16 protein-coding genes are annotated in these 17,908 nt (G+C 65.3%); 6 read left to right on the plus strand and 10 right to left on the minus strand.

Annotated features, from left to right (window positions below):
* Window positions 1–11 precede the first annotated feature (11 nt).
* The 8 genes from SLQ30_RS01975 to SLQ30_RS02010 form a co-directional block, all read right to left on the minus strand.
* Window positions 12–1,316: a cytochrome P450 gene (locus SLQ30_RS01975; RefSeq protein ID WP_319445156.1), complete on the minus strand. Its 1,305-nt coding sequence runs from the start codon at window positions 1,314–1,316 to the stop codon at window positions 12–14.
* Window positions 1,313–2,536: a cytochrome P450 gene (locus SLQ30_RS01980; RefSeq protein ID WP_319445157.1), complete on the minus strand. Its 1,224-nt coding sequence runs from the start codon at window positions 2,534–2,536 to the stop codon at window positions 1,313–1,315. Before SLQ30_RS01980 ends, SLQ30_RS01975 begins: the two co-directional genes overlap by 4 nt.
* A 19-nt stretch (window positions 2,537–2,555) precedes the next feature.
* Window positions 2,556–4,052 (minus strand): aldehyde dehydrogenase family protein, encoded by a 1,497-nt coding sequence (locus SLQ30_RS01985; RefSeq protein WP_319445158.1) that lies wholly within the window; start codon window positions 4,050–4,052, stop codon window positions 2,556–2,558.
* The gene (locus SLQ30_RS01990; protein ID WP_319445159.1) at window positions 4,045–5,046 is read right to left on the minus strand and encodes an SDR family oxidoreductase; all 1,002 of its coding nucleotides are present in this window, start codon (window positions 5,044–5,046) and stop codon (window positions 4,045–4,047) included. The genes SLQ30_RS01985 and SLQ30_RS01990 overlap by 8 nt, the downstream gene beginning before the upstream one ends.
* Window positions 5,047–5,071: 25 nt before the next feature.
* Window positions 5,072–6,226, minus strand: coding sequence for a spirocyclase AveC family protein (locus SLQ30_RS01995; protein ID WP_319445160.1), 1,155 nt, complete (start codon window positions 6,224–6,226; stop codon window positions 5,072–5,074).
* A gap of 3 nt (window positions 6,227–6,229) precedes the next feature.
* Window positions 6,230–7,348 (minus strand): ABC transporter substrate-binding protein, encoded by a 1,119-nt coding sequence (locus tag SLQ30_RS02000; protein ID WP_319445161.1) that lies wholly within the window; start codon window positions 7,346–7,348, stop codon window positions 6,230–6,232.
* A gap of 96 nt (window positions 7,349–7,444) precedes the next feature.
* A complete protein-coding gene (locus SLQ30_RS02005; RefSeq protein ID WP_319445580.1) occupies window positions 7,445–8,278 on the minus strand; it encodes a CbbQ/NirQ/NorQ/GpvN family protein in 834 nt (277 codons plus the stop codon).
* A gap of 127 nt (window positions 8,279–8,405) precedes the next feature.
* On the minus strand, window positions 8,406–10,067 hold the full coding sequence (locus SLQ30_RS02010) for a nitric oxide reductase activation protein NorD (RefSeq protein WP_319445581.1): 1,662 nt from the start codon (window positions 10,065–10,067) through the stop codon (window positions 8,406–8,408).
* Between the two features lie 205 nt (window positions 10,068–10,272).
* On the opposite strand from SLQ30_RS02010, the gene SLQ30_RS02015 reads away from it, so the two are divergent.
* The 6 genes from SLQ30_RS02015 to SLQ30_RS02040 all read left to right on the plus strand — a co-directional run bounded on the left by SLQ30_RS02015 (window position 10,273) and on the right by SLQ30_RS02040 (window position 16,176).
* On the plus strand, window positions 10,273–11,424 hold the full coding sequence (locus SLQ30_RS02015) for an acyl-CoA dehydrogenase family protein (RefSeq protein ID WP_319445162.1): 1,152 nt from the start codon (window positions 10,273–10,275) through the stop codon (window positions 11,422–11,424).
* Complete coding sequence (locus SLQ30_RS02020) at window positions 11,421–12,509, plus strand: acyl-CoA dehydrogenase family protein (RefSeq protein WP_319445163.1); 1,089 nt, start codon at window positions 11,421–11,423, stop codon at window positions 12,507–12,509. The genes SLQ30_RS02015 and SLQ30_RS02020 overlap by 4 nt, the downstream gene beginning before the upstream one ends.
* Window positions 12,506–13,477: an SDR family NAD(P)-dependent oxidoreductase gene (locus SLQ30_RS02025; RefSeq protein WP_319445164.1), complete on the plus strand. Its 972-nt coding sequence runs from the start codon at window positions 12,506–12,508 to the stop codon at window positions 13,475–13,477. The genes SLQ30_RS02020 and SLQ30_RS02025 overlap by 4 nt, the downstream gene beginning before the upstream one ends.
* A 21-nt stretch (window positions 13,478–13,498) precedes the next feature.
* Window positions 13,499–14,140, plus strand: a complete 642-nt coding sequence (locus SLQ30_RS02030; RefSeq protein WP_319445165.1) for a nitroreductase family protein — start codon at window positions 13,499–13,501, stop codon at window positions 14,138–14,140.
* Window positions 14,137–14,673, plus strand: coding sequence for a nuclear transport factor 2 family protein (locus SLQ30_RS02035; RefSeq protein ID WP_319445166.1), 537 nt, complete (start codon window positions 14,137–14,139; stop codon window positions 14,671–14,673). The genes SLQ30_RS02030 and SLQ30_RS02035 overlap by 4 nt, the downstream gene beginning before the upstream one ends.
* Window positions 14,674–14,883: 210 nt before the next feature.
* Entirely contained in the window at window positions 14,884–16,176 is a 1,293-nt protein-coding gene (locus tag SLQ30_RS02040) for a TetR/AcrR family transcriptional regulator (RefSeq protein WP_319445167.1), read from the plus strand.
* Between the two features lie 29 nt (window positions 16,177–16,205).
* Here the strand turns inward: SLQ30_RS02040 and SLQ30_RS02045 are convergent, their stop codons facing one another.
* Window positions 16,206–17,087: a mycofactocin-coupled SDR family oxidoreductase gene (locus SLQ30_RS02045; RefSeq protein ID WP_319445168.1), complete on the minus strand. Its 882-nt coding sequence runs from the start codon at window positions 17,085–17,087 to the stop codon at window positions 16,206–16,208.
* A 155-nt stretch (window positions 17,088–17,242) separates the two neighbouring features.
* Window positions 17,243–17,869 carry a helix-turn-helix domain-containing protein gene (locus tag SLQ30_RS02050; RefSeq protein WP_319445169.1) on the minus strand — a complete coding sequence of 209 codons (627 nt, stop codon included), beginning with the start codon at window positions 17,867–17,869 and terminating at the stop codon, window positions 17,243–17,245.
* Window positions 17,870–17,908 lie beyond the last annotated feature (39 nt).

The raw sequence follows: 17,908 nt of genomic DNA on the forward strand, positions 1-17,908 counted from the left end.
CCGAACGCGAGCTAGGAGACGGGCGTGAACTTCACGTGCAAGCTGGACAGTCCGCGCATGATGAACGTCGGGTCGTAGGTGTAGGAGCGGTCGTCGGCCGGTCCGTGCACGGCTTCGTCGATGCGAGTGTCGGCCATCCGGTCGAGGAACCGATTGAAGGAGATGCGCGCTTCCGAACGCGCCAGCGGCGCACCTGGGCACGAATGCGCACCGCGCCCGAAGGCGACGTGCTCGCGGACATTGCGGCGGTCGTGCTGGAACTCGTGCGGGTTCTCGAATTTCTGCGGATCTCGGTTGCTCGCCCCAGGCAGCATCATGAGGATCGTGCCGGCCGGAACCTCCACTCCCCCAATGCTCGTCGTGGTGCTCGCCAGTCGGAAGTGACTCTTCACCGGACTCTCCGTCCGCAACGCCTCTTCGAGGAACGACGGGATCTGTGCCCGGTTGTCGCGGAGCGACTGCTGGATGTCGGGTCGCTCGGCCAGCACCCGCATGCCCGTACTCAACAGTTTCGTCGTGGTCTCCATGCCTGCGGCGAAGAGGAACGTCGAGAGCTTGACGACTTCCTCGACGTCGGGCACCGCACCGTCGGGGTAAGTGGCCGCGGCGAGTTCGGTCAGCACGTCATCGCGCGGGTCGCGGCGCCGGTCCGTGATGTACGCCCTGAACTTGTCGTCTAACCACACCAGCGGATTGTGCGCAACGGTGTCGCTCTCGTTGATGTCGCCGACGACCTCGTTGCCCAGTACCCGGCGGAACTCGGTGTGGTCCTCCAGTGGCACCCCGAGCAGATCCGCGATGACGAGCATCGCGAACGGTTTCGCGTAGTCCTCCATGAACTCGCACGAACCCCGCTCGATGAACGTGTCCAGTTGTTGGTCGGCAAGACGCCACATGAACTCTTCGTTCTCGCTCAACCGTTTCGGCGTGATGAGCTTGCTCAGCAATCCCCGCGTCTTCGCGTGAACGTCCCCGTCCATCGTGACGACGTGCTCGGCCATCGGGATCTCGGCGCGGTACGTCTCGATCTGGGCGCTGATGTCATCCCCCTCCGGGGTGAACGGTAGCGGCGGAAAGGGTCCCGCGACCGCCACACACGACGACATGGACGGATCCTTGTACGCCGCAAGCGCTTCGGCGTGACCAGTCACCGCGAGCACGCCGTGCGGGGTGGCCGGCCGCACTGGGCATTGGGAGCGCAGATGGTCGTAGTACGGGTACGGGTCGGGCACCAGCGACTGGTCGAAGAAATAGTCGACGGTCTCGAAATCCACCGGGCAGCCCTTGTCCTGGTTCGTCTCGTCGAGCTGGGTCACGACACCTCCACCGGGTCGAAGAGCACGGGCAGCGACGTCGGCGAACGGAACACCTGACCGCGGATGTGCGGGTCGTCCCCGTCGGGATCCATTCGCAGGTTGGGTAGACGGTCGAGTAAAAGATCGATGGCCGTGCGCATCTCGAGCCGCGCGAGATGCATGCCGAGGCAGACATGGACACCGTGGCCCCAGCCGAGATTCCCCTTCGCGGTGCGGAAGATGTTGAACTCGTCCGGGTCTTCCCACCGATCCTCTTGCCGATTCGTCGAGCCGAGCATCGGAAGCACCGAACACCCCTCGGGAATGGACACCCCGCCAAGCTCGGTGTCGCAGGTAGTGGTGCGGGTGATGGTCAGCAGCGGCGGATTCCACCGCACCGCCTCTTCGATGGCCTGCGGCAGTAGCGAGCGGTCGGCGCGGATCGCGTCCAACTGAGCGGGATCCGAGAAGAGCCCGAAGAGCAGGTTTCCCAAGGACCGATAGGTGGTCTCCACGCCCGCGGGCAACAGCAACCGCAGGAACGAGTAGATCTCCTCGTCCGTGAGCTTCTCGCCGTCGATCTCCGCGTCGGCCAGCAGGCTGATCAGGTCTTCTTGCGGCTCGACGCGGCGGGCCGCCAGGATCGGCGCGAAGTACTCACACAGCGCCGCCGCCGCCGCGAGCCCGCGCTCGGGGTTCATGATCCAACTCAGCAGCGAGATGGACCAGCGCTGGAACTGCGGGTAGTCCTCCTCGGGCAATCCCAGCAGCCCGGCGATGATTCGGCTCGGGTAGTCGAAGGTGAATTCCTTGACCAGCTCGGCTTTGCCGTTGGCCGCGAACTTGTCGATCAGGTCGTTCCCGACCCGAGTGACCAATTCGTCCTGCCAGCGCGCCAACGACTTCTGCGAGAACGCCTTTGAGACGAGGCCGCGCAACCTCCCGTGGACCGGCTCGTCCATGCCGAGCATCACGCGTTCACCTAGCACCGGACCGAAGGCCGCGATGACACCCGACGACGAGAACGTCAGATTGTCGCGCAACATCTGCTGGGCATCGTCGTAGCGGTAGACAATAAATACCGGCTTGCCTTCTTCGCCGGGCATCGCGGACATGTCGATCCGCTGGATGGGCTCCTCCCGACGAAGCCTCGCAAGTTCCGGGTAGGGGTCCCGCACGTCACCGGAAACGGCGTCGTCGAACGACCCGAAGTCCTCAAGATCGTCGAATAGGTCTGACAAGATTGCTCCTAGGTTGGGCCTACTGAGCTGGGTAGGCGACCGATTTCACTTCCGTGTACTGGCCGAAGCCAACGAGCCCGTTCTGACGTCCGACGCCGCTGTCCTTGTAGCCGCCGAACGGTGTGTCCGCGCCGTAACCCGCGGTTCCGTTGAGCCCGATGAACCCCGCACGTAGCCGGCGGGCCACGGCAAGGGAGCGCTCCAGCGAACTCGACATCACGTTTCCGGCAAGGCCGTACACGCTGTCGTTGGCGATCCGGACCGCGTCGTCCTCGTCGTCGTAGGGGATCACGACGAGCACGGGTCCGAAGATCTCCTCCTGCGCGATCGTCATCTTGTTGTCGACGTTGGTGAAAAGCGTTGGGTTGACCCAGAAACCCTTGTCGAACTGCTTGGGCTTCTCGGTCGTGCCTACGAGCATCGTGGCGCCCTCGTCGACACCCTTCTGGATGAGGCCGAGGATGCGGGACTGCTGCTTGGCCGAGATCACCGGACCGCAGAGCGTGCCGGGGTCCTGAGGGTCCGCTGCGGGGACGTTCTCGTAGATGCCCTGCAGGATCGCTACACCTTCGTCATACCGAGACCGGGGCAACAACATTCGGGTGGGCGCCGCGCAACCCTGACCGGCATGAAAAAGCGCGCCGATGCCGAGCAGACACGCGGTGTTGAAGTCGGCGTCCTCCAACACGATGGTGGCCGACTTGCCCCCCAGTTCCAGGAACAGCCGCTTCATAGTGGCCGCACCCTTCTCCATGATCCGCTTACCGACCACCGTCGAACCGGTGAACGAGATCATGTCGACCTTCGGCGACAGTGTGAGTTCCTCACCGACGAAGTGGTCGGACGCCGTGACGACGCTGACGACACCCGCTGGGATGTCGGTCTGCTCGGCGATGAGCCGACCAAGTCGGGTGGCGTTGAAGGGCGTGTCGGGCGCAGGCTTGAGCACCACCGTGTTTCCGGTCGCCAGAGCCTGACCGAGCTTGTTGATGGTGACCTCGAACGGGAAGTTCCACGGCGTGATGGCACCGACCACGCCGACCGGTTCGTGCCACATCTTTCGGGTGGTGTTCACCCCAGTGACGGAGACGACGGTATCGCCGAGATCTGTTTCCCACGGAAAGGTTTCAATGAGTCGCGCCGGATACCTCAGGCCGTCCTCGAGTGGTGCATCCAGTTGAGGACCGTGCGTCACCGCGCGCGGAGCCCCGACCTCGCGGATGAGTTCCTCGCGCAGATCCTCCTGTTCGCCCACGATTGCGTCGTGAAGCTGCTCGAGACACCGCTTGCGCAGTTGGTGGTTGGTGGACCAGTCGGTTTCGTCGAACGAGCGCCTGGCCGCATCGATCGCCCGATTCATGTCCGCCTTCGAGGCGTCGGCGACCTCGCCAAGCACCTCTTCGTTGGCGGGATTGATGTTGGTGAAGGTTCCGGACTCGCCGTCGACGAGCTTTCCGTCGATCAGCATGCGCGCTTCATAGGCGGCCGTCGTGGCACTAGTCAGTCCATTAGTCATTGCGCTCGCTCCCTTGCTCGGCGGTCTTGCGGGCGGCCCGGTCAGCCAGACGCTGCATCACTGATTTGGGAATCACCTTGGCCGCCAACACCATCGCCCGCTGGGTGCCCGTCAACGGCCACGCGCCACCGCGCATGGAGCCGTGGCTGGGAATGCCCAGCACCAGTCGCGACATGTGATGCATCCCAGGCGATGGCAGCAATCTGTTGGACACCAACAACATCGAGGCATCCGGCCCAACGCCGTGACGGCGGAACGCTCCGCGGTCGGCCAACGCCTTCACCAGGCCATCGGTGAACTTCTCTGGTGGTCGTGCAAATTTGATCGCAAACCGGCCACGGCTATTCATCGTCTGATGCAGACGCGCGTACGGCCCTGCGAAATCCCGATCGTCAGTGGTACCCGCGTCGGTGATGATGTCGGTGTCGTACGTACCCGTGATCAGACTCGTCACGCCCAGCCCGAATGGGGCGATCTCAGCAGCCAACGATTCGCCCCAGCGTTCCATGGCGCCCTTGCTCGCCGAGTACGGTCCGGTGCCCGGCTGTCCGCGCACCCCGGCCGAGCTGCACACCAGCACGATCCGGCCCTCGCCCGCCGCCCGCATGGCGGGCAATAGCGCCTTGGTGAGCTCCACCGGACCGATTACGTGCGTGGCGAACATGTTCTGCCACAGCTGCATATCGGTCTCCTCGACCATGCCCGCGGCGGAGATGCCTGCGTTGTGCACCAGCGCGAACGGCGCGCCGACGCGCTCCTCGATCGTCTTCGCGGCAGCCGCGATCGACGCGGCATCCATCAGGTCGAGCTGGACACCGATCAGCCGGTCGTCGTCGTCAGTCGCTCCGGTCGCCTCCCGCAGCAGCGGCATGGCGCGGTCCGGCGTTCGCACGGCAGCCACCACGCGCCAGCCCTCGCGATACAGCCGCACCGCCGACGCGAACCCGAGCCCACGGGCCGCGCCGGTGATGACGACCGTTCTCACGTCAGTCACCTTCTGTTCTTCGCGCGAGCGCTTATCACCCATTCGCGTGCTCCGGTGCACAGGGACCCTGCCCAGGGGGTGGCGCCTCAACGTCCGGCCGACCGTCCGGCAGCGCGTACTGCCACGTCGACCACTTACCGACCGAGAACGGCCCTTCGGCACCGGCCTTCTCGTAGTAGCCCTGCGGGTCGAACACCTTCGCCTCGGGGTATGGCCACGGGCAGGCCACCGACGTCGCGGCACCGCTGGCCTTGATCACCCAGAACCACCCGCCGTAGGCGAAGTACGACACGTTGATGATCGCGAACATCACCAGGAACGTGCCGAGTACCGGCTTCTTGGGGAACAGCTTGGCCTTCGCCGCGAGCTTCTCCGCCACCGACTTCCCCGTGTCGTCGCGGTAGACGAGGATCGCCGCCGGAATCATCACGAAGGTCACCGAAAGCGACTCCCACAGCAGCGGGAACTGGAAGGTGCTGCCGGGGAACAACGTGCCGAATGGGATTGTCTGCGAGTAGATGTACAGCCCCGTGCGCACCAAGCTGACTTCCAGCATGGCGTCGAAGATGAAGCCGATCACCAGCACCAGTGCGCCCAGGCTGAGCAGCGGGTGCCGAGTCACGAATGCTTCGGGACCGCGCTTCGCCTGCAACTTACGAAGGATCCAGATCGCCGGGAAGTAGGGGCCGAAGTAGAACGTCACGTATCCGAACACGATGAAGGGTTCAACCGTCGGCGACATCATGATCAGGTACCAGGATTCCGGCCAGTGCAACAACATCGGGTTGTACACCGCGTATGGCGACCAGTTCATGATCGGGTCCTGCCACACGATCAGCGTGGTGCACAGCACCATCAGCAGCACCGGACTGCCGGGGTTCTTACGCCAACCACGAATGAAGACGATGGTCAGCGCCACCACCATGATCAAGGCGCCGGCTTGCGGGATGACCTGCCAGTGATCGAATCCCGTCAGGAACCCGACTGGGCGGGGCCGCCCCTCGACATTCGGGTTCGCCACTCGCGGGTCGACGTCGAGGCGCATGACCACGAGGAACAACCCCAGGAAGCCGAGCCAGGAGAAGAGCGCGATGACGCGACCCCAGTTCGGTCCGGTGCGCGCCGAACCCTTCGAACCGGCCGGCGCTTCGGTCTGTGCCTCGGGTGGTTTGGATTCCTGAGTCGTCATTGATCAGCCTTCCTGTCCGAAGCGGTCGACCAGATGTGAGTTGATGCCGTCGGCGTCGAGCGTGCGGGCCACCAGGTAGCCGGCACCCATCCACGCCCTGCGGGTCCACTTGCCAAGCGAGACACGGGTTCCCGGCGCACCTGAAGCCGCAGGCAGCATCTTGACCCGCTCCAACGCCTCTTTGACGCCGCGCGGGCTGAGCGGATGTGCGTCGGTGAACGCCCGCACCAGGGTGGCGGCGACGTCGCGGTTGACGACCGTGACGCAGAACTCGGGCCTGCTGCCCGCGTACTTCGCGGCGTACTGGTCCAGAAAGTTCTGTCCGACCAGGTTGTCCTCGTCGTACTGGTCGATCCCGATCCAGCCCATGAATGCGTTCCACATGATCGGGTTGACCCACGCGTTCTGGAACGCCGTGGTGGTGAATCGCGGGGGGTCCCAGCCGAGGCTTTCCAGCGCCGGGTTGATGAAGACGATCCCGAAGCCGAAGCCCAGGTGCACGATCGCCTCGGCCTTCGCCTCGTGCAGGGTCTGCACGGCCGCGTTGATGTCCTGCGCCGTCTGCGCGATCTCGACCTCGGCGACGATCCGAATGCCCTTGCGGCGACACGCACTTCGCAGGTTCTTCAGGTAGCTCTCGCCGATGAGGCTCTGTTCCGCCAGTACGCCGATCTCGGTGAGTCCACGCTTGGCGACGAGGTCGGCCAGGAAGATCGGCTCATCGGTCATGGACCCCTGGGGGAATGCGAACGTCCACTCCCCCAGCCAGTCGTCGGTACCGGTCACGCTGATCGCCGGAACCTTGAAGCGCTCCTCGATGGCCTCGCGCAACGGCACACAGTTGTCAGTGATGTTCGGACCGAACACCACCAGGCACCCTTCGTCGACGAGTTCGCCGTAGGCATCGATGACCGCCTTGACCGAACCCTTGGGCAGGCCTTCCACCTCGCGGTAGATCATCCGCACAGGGCGGTCCATCAGGCCCTGCTCGACGGCCTCTTCGAAGATGAGATCGAAAGTCTGAGTGAAAGAAGCGAACAGGTCCTCCGGAAACCCCGGAGGGAGCGTGAAGTCCATCAAGTAGCCGATCTTGATGGGCTCGGCGGTGCTTTCGTAGGACATCCGACCTCCATTGGCCTGGAAAGATAGGTTGACGAACCAGAGACCTAATATTTGTTCAGACGATAGCGCCGCGAGCGACCTATCGTCAATGACGACTCACGGCCCGGCAGCGCCGAGATACACGTCGATCAGCTCGTTCAGCCCTCGGCTCACCGTGACGTCGTCCGTGAGCGGTCCCGCGATCGCCGCGCTGGCAGCGTCCTTCATCGACAACCCCTCGGCCACCAACCGCCCGGCCGCAATCAGCACACGGGTGGACGCCACCTCCCGCAGCCCGCCGGTTTCCAGGCGACGTATCGCTTGGCCGAATCGCACCAACTCGACGGCCGTCGCGTGGTCGACACCCGCTTCGTGGCTGACGATGCCCTCTTCGACCTCTGGCGCCGGAAACCCGAACTCAATGGCGACCATTCGCTGCCGCGTCGAGTCCTTCAGGTCCTTCAGGACGCTCTGGTAGCCCGGGTTGTAGGACACCACCAGTCCGAAGCCCGGCGCCGCATCGAGCGTGACTCCGAGTCGTTCGATGGGCAGTTGACGCCGGTGATCCGCGAGCGGGTGCAGTACCACGGTGGTGTCCTGACGGGCCTCGACGACCTCGTCGAGGTAGCAGATCGCACCTTCGCGGACCGCTCTGGTCAGCGGGCCGTCGACCCAGACCGTCTCGCTGCCCTTGAGCAGGTACCTGCCGACGAGGTCCGCGGTGGACAGATCGTCGTGGCAGGCGACCGTGATCAGCGGCCGGCGCAGGTCGTGTGCCATCGCCTCTACGAAACGGGTCTTGCCGCATCCCGTCGGGCCCTTGAGCAACAACGAAAGTCCTTGACGGTAGGCCGCCTTGAAGACCGCCCCTTCATTGCCGACCGACTCGTAATACGGACGCTCCGCCGTTTTGGCGACGGCGCCGTTCTGGGTGCTCACCCGCTCATCCATCAGCTGACCCACGCCCGCAGTCGAAACACCAGGACACACGAATCAGGCATGACTTCCTTTCGTTCTGGGGCATTGCAGTGAACCGAGCCTATCCGGAACAGATGTTTGGTTCAAGTGTGTGCGAGGTTCACGACACTCGGCGCCGGACCTCTGCCGAGCGGATCGCCGAACGGAACAGTGGGCCAATGACGCCGACGAGACGATCGGGCTGACCGACGGTCGCGTACGCCGCACTGCCGAACACCTTTCGCAGCGACGCCGCGTCGGTGCTGGCCCCTACGGTCAGACACACCGCCCCCGTGCCTCGCCTGCGGGCCTCGGTCAGCGCCCGGCGGGCGTCGGCCGCGCCATAATCTCGCTCATAGCCGTGGTCGTACGCCAGACCGTCGGACAGCACCACCAGCAGTCGCCGGGACGTTCCACCATGACTCTCCAAGACCGCGGAGCCGTGTCGGATCGCCGCTCCCAGCCGCGAGTACGCGGCCGACTCCAGGCTGTTGAGCCGCTTGATGCTCTGTGCATCCAGATGTTCGTCAAAGCGCTTGACGGGCACCAGATTCACCGCCGCGCGCCCTTGAGAGTTGTAGGCGTAAAGCGCGATCCGGTCCCCGAGGTCGTGCAGGGCGACCACCAGGTTGGCCGCCGCGACGAGTTGCTGTTGGTGCACGGTCCGTCCGACTGTGCCCGGCTCGGCGGTCGAACCCGAGACATCCAGGAGCACCAGAACCGACAGGTCCCTGCGACGACGCAGGCTGTCCAGATAGACCGACTCCTCGGGCACCGAACCAGCCGCGAGTTCCACCTGCAGCTCGACTGCCGCGTCGATATCGATGTCGTCCCCCTGCGCCTGCCGACGTCGGCGGTGCAGGCCCATCCCGAGCCGGGCCAGCGGACGCCGCAGCGCGATCGCGTCATCGATGATCGCTGACGCGGAGGCGTTGATGCGCGGATCCACTTCGCGCACCGTGCACCAATCGGAGCGGTAGCACTTCCGATTGACATCCCATTCGGGGTACTTCACCCCGTCGGTCTTCGGGTCGGGGCCGTCTTCGGACGCGACGGAAGCCGTCGATGACACCGCATGTGCGCCGCGGTTGGCCGAATTCGTGCGGTGCGTGGGGGCATCCGCACCAGGAGGTCCGCCGCCGCTTCCGTCGGACTGACGGCTCGAGCCCAACATCTTCTTGAGCCACTTGCCGATGAAGCCACCGCCGCCTACCGGGCTGGTGAACAGGTCAGGGCCGCTGTTGGGATCGGTCATTTCGCCGTCGTCGAGTTCCTCCAACTCGCGCTTGCCCTCTCGCCGCGGCACGTGGCCAACGGCGTCGTGGTCGGCCTGACTGGCCACGCGCCCGCTCGCGGCCAGGATCTTCTTGACCTGGATCACGCCGAAGGACGGGAGTGGCTGGGCGAGCACATCCCTTCCCATGGCGATGGCCAGCGACGACTCGGGCGAGTCGCTGCGCGCGGCCAGCACGCGATCAACCAGCCCCGCCATCGTGCCGGGCAGCAACTCGGCGTTCGCCGCGAGTGCGCGATACCCCTCGAGCGCAAGGTACCGCTCGACGACCCGGGGGCGTCGGGACATGCGGCGCAGCAGCTCGGCATCGAGGCTGCCCGCCGCGATCAGCGACGCTTGAACGGCAATCGCCCGGAGCGCGAGCGCCCGCTCGCCTGGGTCCACGAACACGGTTTGACCGTCGGTCCAGGGCGGCTCGCCGGCCTCCAGGGGAGCCACCGCGACCGCGCGTCCGGCAAGGGCCGACGCCACCATCTCGAGCCCGGGCATCCGACCGTCGTCGACGACCTCTGTCACTCGTTACCTCCATCCGCGGGGCGTGCGACGACCCCGTTGACCAAATATCTGTTCCACCGTAGAGTCCGGTGCCAGCCGCAGTCAATCGCCAGGGCCGCCTCCGCGACACTGCGGTGAGCTCGCTTTTTCGATCGCGATCTCCCAGCAGACTCGATGGCCCGACGTCCGATGGAGCACAGTGGACTTCTCGTACCCGCAGGAAGCGCAGCAGTTCCGCAAGGAGCTTCGGTCTTGGCTGTCCGCGCATCTCACCGACGACGTGATCGACGCGAGTGCGCGCCGCGGCTCCGACGACGCCGCGTTCGTGCTACTTCGCGCGTGGAACGCCACGATGTCCGACGCGGGTTGGGCCGCCGTGTCGTGGCCCAGTGAGTACGGCGGACGCGGCGCCACGCCCCTTGAGCAACTGGTCTACGCCGAGGAGACCACGCGGGCTCGGGTTCCCATCCCGCTGAACACGATCGGGATCAACAACATCGCCCCGGCGATCATGCAGTACGGCACCGATCACCAGAAGGACACACTGCTCAACCGCATGGTGCGGGCAGACGACATCTGGTGCCAGGGCATGTCGGAGCCCGACTCCGGCTCGGACCTGGCATCCCTGCGCACCAGGGCCGTCCGAGACGGCGATCACTTCGTGATCAATGGTCAGAAGATCTGGACTTCGCTCGGCCACCGCGCCGATTGGTGCCAGCTGTACGTCCGGACAGACCCGGAAGCGCTCAAGCACAAGGGCATTTCGTGCTTCATCGTGGACATGTCACTACCCGGCATCGAGGCCAGACCGCTGGTCGCGCTCAATGGCGACGCCGACTTCGCCCAGGTGTTCTTTCACGACGTACGGGTGCCCGCGGATGCGCTGTTGGGTCCGCTGAATCAAGGCTGGCAGGTCGCCACCACCACACTGAGTCACGAAAGAGCGGCTGCCGCAAGGCTGTACTCGGAGATGCAGGTGCGACTTTCCGACCTCGTCGCCGACCTGGCAGTCGCCACGCTGGACGGCAGGCCCGCACTGGACGATCCGACGGTGCTGCGCCGGATCGGTGAACTCGACGTGCGGATCAAGAACCTCGAGGTGCTGTGCCAGCGCTCGATATCCGCCGGACTTCACGGCGGCGACGGCTTCGCGACGGCCAGCCTGGCCAAGTCGGTGTGGGGCGAGGTTGGGCAGGACCTCGCCGCGCTCGCATACGACACGCTTGGCGACGCCGCGGGGCGGTGGGCCGACTTCCGGTTGACGGCGCGGGCATTGACCATCGCGGGCGGCACCACCCAGATCAACAAGAACATCACCGCGCAGCGCATTCTCGGGTTGCCCCGCCGATGAACCTCGAACCCAGCGACGAGCAGCAACAGCTGCGCGACACTGTCCGCAGGCTTCTCGCGGAGAAGGCGCCCATCGCAGACCACGTGCGTCCGATGCTGGACGATCCGACGGGGACGACGACAACGGTGTGGTCCGGGCTCGCACAACTCGGCGCCACCGGCTTGCTGATTCCCGTCGAGCACGACGGCGCGGGAATGACCATGGCCGAGGTCGGCGTGGTGTGCGAGGAACTCGGCGCCGCGCTCAATCCCGGACCGTTCCCGTCCAGCGCGGTGGCCGCAGCGCGCGCGCTGACCCGCTTCGAGGCGGTCGACGTCCCCGAGCTCTACTCCGGACTCGCCGACGGATCGCTCGTGGCGACGGTCGCGCCGCTGTCCCCAGGGACGGCCCGCGCCGCGCTCCAATCACGCCGCGGCGAGCCATCCGTCAGCGGGGGCTTCGATCGCGTACCCGACGCCGCGGCCGCCGACACCCTGTTCGTACTGGCCGACGACGGCGGGCGCGTGACGTTGGTGGCGACACCGGTGTCCGCGGCTCGCGTGACGCTCGAGCCGGGAATCGACCAGACGCGCAAGCTCTTTCGCGTCGAATTGGACGATGCGCCCGCGCGGGTGCTGGCCACCGCGGAGCTCGGTGCTGTCCAAGCCCTCGTCGACGACGTCATCATCGCGGCTGCCGCCGATGCAGTAGGCGCAGCCCGCCGACTGCTTCAGATGACCGTCGAGTACGCCAAGGTGCGCAACCAGTTCGGAGCGCCCATCGGGAGCTTCCAGGCCGTCGCTCACCTGTGCGTCGACATGTACGAGACGGTCGAACTCGCCGCCAGCGGCGTGATGTACGCACTGTGGGCCGCCGACAATGCCGACGACCGCGAACGGCATCTCGCCGCGCTACGGGTCAAGGCGTTCTCGGGACGGCTGTCCACCGTCGGCGATCAGGCGATCCAGGTCTTCGGCGGGATCGGCTTCACGTGGGAGCACGACGCTCACCTCTACCTCAAGCGGCTGCTGAGCTTCAGCAGCTTCCTCGGCAGCGCCGGCAGTTATCAGGAACGGATTGGACGCGAAATGATGGGAATCTCATGATCGACTTCACTGGCCAGACCGCAATCGTCACGGGTGCAGGGCGCGGGCTCGGTCGACTGTACGCACTCGAATTGGCGAGCCGCGGAGCATCCGTGGTGGTCAACGACCTGGGCGGGACGATGCACGGTGCCGGTTCCGACACCAGCGTCGCCGACGACGTGGTGGCCGAAATCCGCGCGACCGGCGGATCCGCGGTGGCCTCCTACGATTCCGTCGACAGCCCCGAAGGTGGCCAGGCCATCGTCGACACCGCTGTCGAGGCATTCGGCCGCGTCGACACCGTGATCAGCAATGCAGGCATCTTCAACAGCATCCCGTTCGACCAGCTCTCGCCCGACGACTGGCGGCAGATGCTCCGAGTGCATCTGGACGGCGGCTTCTACCTCAGCCAGCCCGCCTACAAGGTGATGGCCGAACAGAAATACGGCCGCTTCGTGTTCATCTCATCGTCGGCGGGCAATTTCGGTCAGCCGATGGAGGCCCATTACGCCGCCGCCAAGACCGGGCTCGTCGGGCTGTCCAACGTGATCGCCATCGAAGGCGCGGCGCACGGCATATCGTCGAACACCGTTCTGCCCACCGGGTTTTCGCGCATGGTGACCGAGACCGTTGGTGACGAGAAGTTCCTCGCAGAGTCCGGCTTCATGCGCGCCATCCGGGCCGAACTCGTGGTGCCGCTGGTGGTATTCCTGGCCAGTAGGGCGTGCGAGTTCACCCACCGGAACTACTCGGCGTGCGCGGGACGCTACGCGCGAGTCTTCATGGGCCTCGGCAAGGGTTGGGTGGCCGATGCCGCAGGCGACCCGACCGCGGATGACCTCCTCGCGCACCTCGACGAGATATCGGCGACCGACCCCTACCTGGTGCCGGACACCATCGTCGACGAGGTGCTCGAAGTGTGTGAGCGCCTTGGCATCAGCGCCATGCCGGACAACGCCGAGGTCGCCTTCCCCGAGCCGGCGAAGTAACCAGCGCCGTAGGAGTCGGACATGGACACCGAACGATTGCTCACCGCAACGCGATCCGCCCGCAAGACACTGGATCTGAAGGCGCCGGTGGACCTCGACGTGATCCGCGAGTGCCTCGGCATCGGATTGCAGGCGGCCAACGGCTCCAACCAGCAGTCGTGGCGCTGGGTGATCGTGACCGATACGGCGCTTCGGGAACGGATTGCGGCGCTCTACCGCACCACGTATCTCGAGAAGGTCGGCGGCCAACCGATTGCCGGCTTCCTGCCCAGTGGCTCCCCCGAATCACGATTGATGTCGTCGACGGAGTGGCTGGTGGAGCATCTGGCCGAGGTGCCCGTATACGTGATCCCCTGTTACCAGCCCACGTATCCTCGTCAGGACGGCGACGAGTCGTTTTACTTGGCAACGCTTTACGGGTCGATCTTCCCAGCGGTGTGGAACTTCCAACTGGCGCTGCACACCCGGGGCTACGGTACGTGCATCACGACGTTGCACCTACATCAGGAGCGTGCGGTCGGGGAGCTGCTCGGCATCCCGGACGATTTCGTGCAGGGCTGCCTACTGCCCATCGGCCGACTTCGTACCGGTCACGAATTCCGGCCCGCGCCAAGGCGACCGATCGACGAGGTCGTCGGGATCAACGGATGGGAATACCGATGAGTGACTTCGAGCTCGCCGCCACGGTGCGGGAACTCACCGACCGGGCCGAGATCCACGAGTGCATGATGCGCTATGCCCGCGGGATGGACCGCCGTGATCGCGACGTACTCCGGTCGGCGTATCACGACGGTGCGGTCGATGACCACGTCGGCTTCGTCGGCGAGGTCGACGACTTCATCGACTGGGCGTTCGCCTATCACGGCACGCAGACCAGATACCAGCACTATCTGCTGAACCACACCGCCGAGATCACCGGCGACACCGCACACGCCGAGACGTACTACCTGTTCGTCGGCACGGACCGTGAACCCGCCAACCACATCACCAATTCGGGCGGCCGCTACGTCGACCGGCTCGAACGGCGCGACGGCCGGTGGGCGATCGTGGCCAGGGTCTGCGTCGTCGAATGGATCACCGAGTCGACGTCGTCGATCACCGAGGACGTGATCGGCATGCTGGCCCCGGTGCAGACCCCGACCAAGGACCGATCCGACCCGTCCTACCTGCGCCCGCTGGTCGTGTCGAGTCACTGAACAAATATTTGGGAGAATTGGGCATTCGCCCGCGCGCTGGAATCAGAAAGCGGCAGCGCTGCCCACCTATTCGCCATCGCCCGGAATAGCCGTTTGGTGCGGCGCACCCTATTTGCGTTCCGGGTCGCTAGACTCTGTCATTCAGACAGTTCACATTCTCGTGCGATCGCACGTCATATGTGGCCGATGGACGACGGGAGTGATGGGCACGTGAGCCGACCCAAAGCCGCCCGGGCATTCGCTGGGGGCGACGAGCCGCTCATCGAGGCGACCCGTCGCACCGAAATCCTCCAGACCGCCAACTCCGTCATTGCCGCGTCGGGCCTGCGTACCTCACTTCAGCAGATCGCCGACGCGGCAGGAATCCTCGCGGGCAGCCTTTACCACCACTTCGAGTCCAAGGAAGCCATCCTCGTCGAGCTGATCCGGCGCTATCACGCGGCCCTCGATCGCGTCGGCGACGAGGCGTTGGCTCGACTCGACGAACCCGACCCACGTCCGGTATCGGAGCAGATCGTCGAATTCGGCTGCGCGGTTGCGCGTTGTGCGGTCGAGCACCGCGCAGCCCTGCAGATGTCATTCTTCGAGGGTCCGAGCACCGATCCGGAACTGATGGAGCTGACCAGCCGCCGACCGGCCGCCATCCAGGCCGCGATGCTGCAACTGCTGCGCGCCGGCCGCTGGAGCGGGTACATCCGCTCGGACATCGACCTGCCCTTGCTGGCCGATCGGATGTGCCAGAGCATGCTCCACGTCGGACTCGACGTCATTCGGCACAAGGCCTCCACCGATCAGGTCGCGAGCGTGCTCTGCCGAATACACCTCGACGGGCTCGCCGCACGGCAACCGACCGACGCCACCCTGGACAAATCCAAGGCGATGGCCGCCGCGAACGCCGTCATCGACACGTGGGGCGACGGGGACGACGACGGCGACGCGAAGGCAGCTCACGTGCGCGCGATCGCGCGCAGCGAGTTCGGGCGCCGTGGCTACGAGATGACCACCATCCGCGACATCGCCTCGGCAGCGGGACTCGGGACTGGCACCGTGTACCGCGTCATCGGTTCCAAAGACGAACTGCTGATGTCGATCATGCTGTCCTTCGGGCACAAGGTGGGTGGCGCATGGACTGACATCCTGCGATCAGACAGCACCCTGGTCGAGAAGTTGGATGCCCTGAGCTGGCTGAACATCAGTGCGCTGCACCGCTTCCCGGATGAATTCCGCATTCAACTCGCATGGCTGCGGCAAACGCCGCCCGACATCGACGAACCAGGCTGGTCGTACAGCACCCGGGTGCGCCAGATGAAAGCGCTGTTGTCCGATGGCATCAAGTCCGGAGAGATCAGGATCGATACGCCGACGACGGACATCCTGGCGCGCTGCGTCATTGGCGTGCAGTGGATCCCTGAGAACATTCTTCGCGAATTGGGCACCAGGGAGTCGCTGATCCACGCCCGCGACACCGTGTTGCGCGGCGTGGCCATCCGCGCCGGGAAGTGATCACGCCATCGGTGTCAGTGTGAAAGTCTTTATCCGCCAGGGCCGTTCGGCCACTTGAGCAACGAACCGCCATCGACGCGAATCTGCTGTCCGGTGATGTAGCGGCTCTCGTCGCCGGCCAGGAAGACGCCGAGGTTCGCAATGTCTTCCGGCTCGACGTACGGGATCGGCATGGCCTGGAAGATGGTGAACAACGGTTCGGCATCCTCGCGCGTGGCCTGCTTGCCCTCCTGAGTGAGGTCGGGCCGGAACATGCTGTACATGCCGTCGTTCTGCAGCAGGTGGGTGTTGCAGTTGGTCGGGTGAATGCAATTCACACGGATCAGGCGGTCCGCGAGCGCCAGGGACATCTCTTCGACGTACTCGATGAGCACGCGCTTGCTCCAGCCGTAGCCTCTGCCTCCGGGACCCATGTTCGGGTTGTCGGTGGTACCGCGGATCATCCCTGCGGTGGACCCGGTGATGATCACCGACGAGCCATCCGGCAGATGAGGAACCGTCACAGCCACGGTGTTCATCACCCCGAGGAGGTCGACGTCGCTGGCATCGACGAAGGACATCGCATCATGTGGCCTACCCATGGCCATCGGCAGGATGCCCGCGTTGGCGACCACGATGTCGATCTTGCCGAGATCGGCGAGCCCGGCCTCGACGGCGTCCCGCAGTTCGTTGCGCTCGCGCACGTCGGCAATTCGGGCGACCACGCGTCGGCCCAGTTCCTTGACCTCGCGCTCCGTCTCGGCGAGATCGTCGGGTGTGGACAACGGATACGGATTGGATTCGATCTGTCGACAGATGTCGACGGCGATGATGTCGGCACCCTCCTTCGCCATCGCCACGGCATGCGCGCGGCCCTGCCCGCGCGCTGCGCCGGTGATGAACGCGACCCTGCCTTCGAGCCGTCCCGTCATTGGTCCTCCACTCTCGGAACATCCGCTTCGCCGCATCGACAGCGACGACCCAACATTTGTTCCGTAACCATACACTCGGCGTAGCGCGCCCAAGCTTCGGTCGGCGAAAAAGACGAAATTCCGTTCGCCCCGGTATCAGTGGCGCTAGTCGTGGCTCACAGTGGCCAGTCGGCCTCGGGCGAGGAATAGCGCAGCGCAGGCACGGGGCGAAGGCGACGTCCCTCGGTCGTGGTCATCCCGTCCAGGACCAACGCGACATAGCGGCGCCACCCTCCGCCCGAGGGATCCATGGTCCACAACACGCTGTTCAGCATCGCGATGATTCGAGGCAGATCGTCCCTTACGAGATCGGCCCGGACGAGTCTCATCGCCTGCGCGCGACTCATCAATGTCTGAAGCGCATCGTCGAGCGGTGCAGAGATGCCGGCCAGCGCGCCTGCCCGACGCGCTGCCGCCAGGAGGTGGTGTTCCTGGGCGCCAAGGGAGATGGCCGCCTCGATCAGATCCGTCAAGCCCTGCAGTGGATTGGCGCGGCGAAGGGCGCGTTCGATGGCTGGCGACAGATTCTCTGCGATGCTCTGATCGAGCGCGGCCCTGACGAGCTCGCCCTTGCTGGGGAACCTGCGGTAGAGCGTGCGCTCGCCGACACCGGCTTGACGGGCGATGGCATCGACGGCGGCATCGGGGCCGGCTGAGGCGTAGACATCGCGAGCGGCGCGCAGGATGCGATCGGCGTTGCGCGCCGCGTCGGAGCGCAGGGGCCGAACGAGAGCGCCGGTCATCACCACAGGGTAGCAACTGACAGTTGACTGACACTTGGA

It is taken from the genome of Mycobacterium sp. RTGN4 (assembly GCF_033804635.1).
GTDB lineage: Bacteria > Actinomycetota > Actinomycetes > Mycobacteriales > Mycobacteriaceae > Mycobacterium.

Coding starts and splice junctions, on each gene's coding strand:
- SLQ30_RS02000 (WP_319445161.1), bottom strand. CDS start 7,348: ATGTCCTACGAAAGCACCGCCGAGCCCATCAAGATCGGCTACTTGATG.
- SLQ30_RS02030 (WP_319445165.1), top strand. CDS start 13,499: ATGGACACCGAACGATTGCTCACCGCAACGCGATCCGCCCGCAAGACA.
- SLQ30_RS02020 (WP_319445163.1), top strand. CDS start 11,421: ATGAACCTCGAACCCAGCGACGAGCAGCAACAGCTGCGCGACACTGTC.
- SLQ30_RS01995 (WP_319445160.1), bottom strand. CDS start 6,226: ATGACGACTCAGGAATCCAAACCACCCGAGGCACAGACCGAAGCGCCG.
- SLQ30_RS02010 (WP_319445581.1), bottom strand. CDS start 10,067: ATGCCCGGGCTCGAGATGGTGGCGTCGGCCCTTGCCGGACGCGCGGTC.
- SLQ30_RS01985 (WP_319445158.1), bottom strand. CDS start 4,052: ATGACTAATGGACTGACTAGTGCCACGACGGCCGCCTATGAAGCGCGC.
- SLQ30_RS02025 (WP_319445164.1), top strand. CDS start 12,506: ATGATCGACTTCACTGGCCAGACCGCAATCGTCACGGGTGCAGGGCGC.
- SLQ30_RS02050 (WP_319445169.1), bottom strand. CDS start 17,869: ATGACCGGCGCTCTCGTTCGGCCCCTGCGCTCCGACGCGGCGCGCAAC.
- SLQ30_RS02045 (WP_319445168.1), bottom strand. CDS start 17,087: ATGACGGGACGGCTCGAAGGCAGGGTCGCGTTCATCACCGGCGCAGCG.
- SLQ30_RS02035 (WP_319445166.1), top strand. CDS start 14,137: ATGAGTGACTTCGAGCTCGCCGCCACGGTGCGGGAACTCACCGACCGG.
- SLQ30_RS02005 (WP_319445580.1), bottom strand. CDS start 8,278: ATGGATGAGCGGGTGAGCACCCAGAACGGCGCCGTCGCCAAAACGGCG.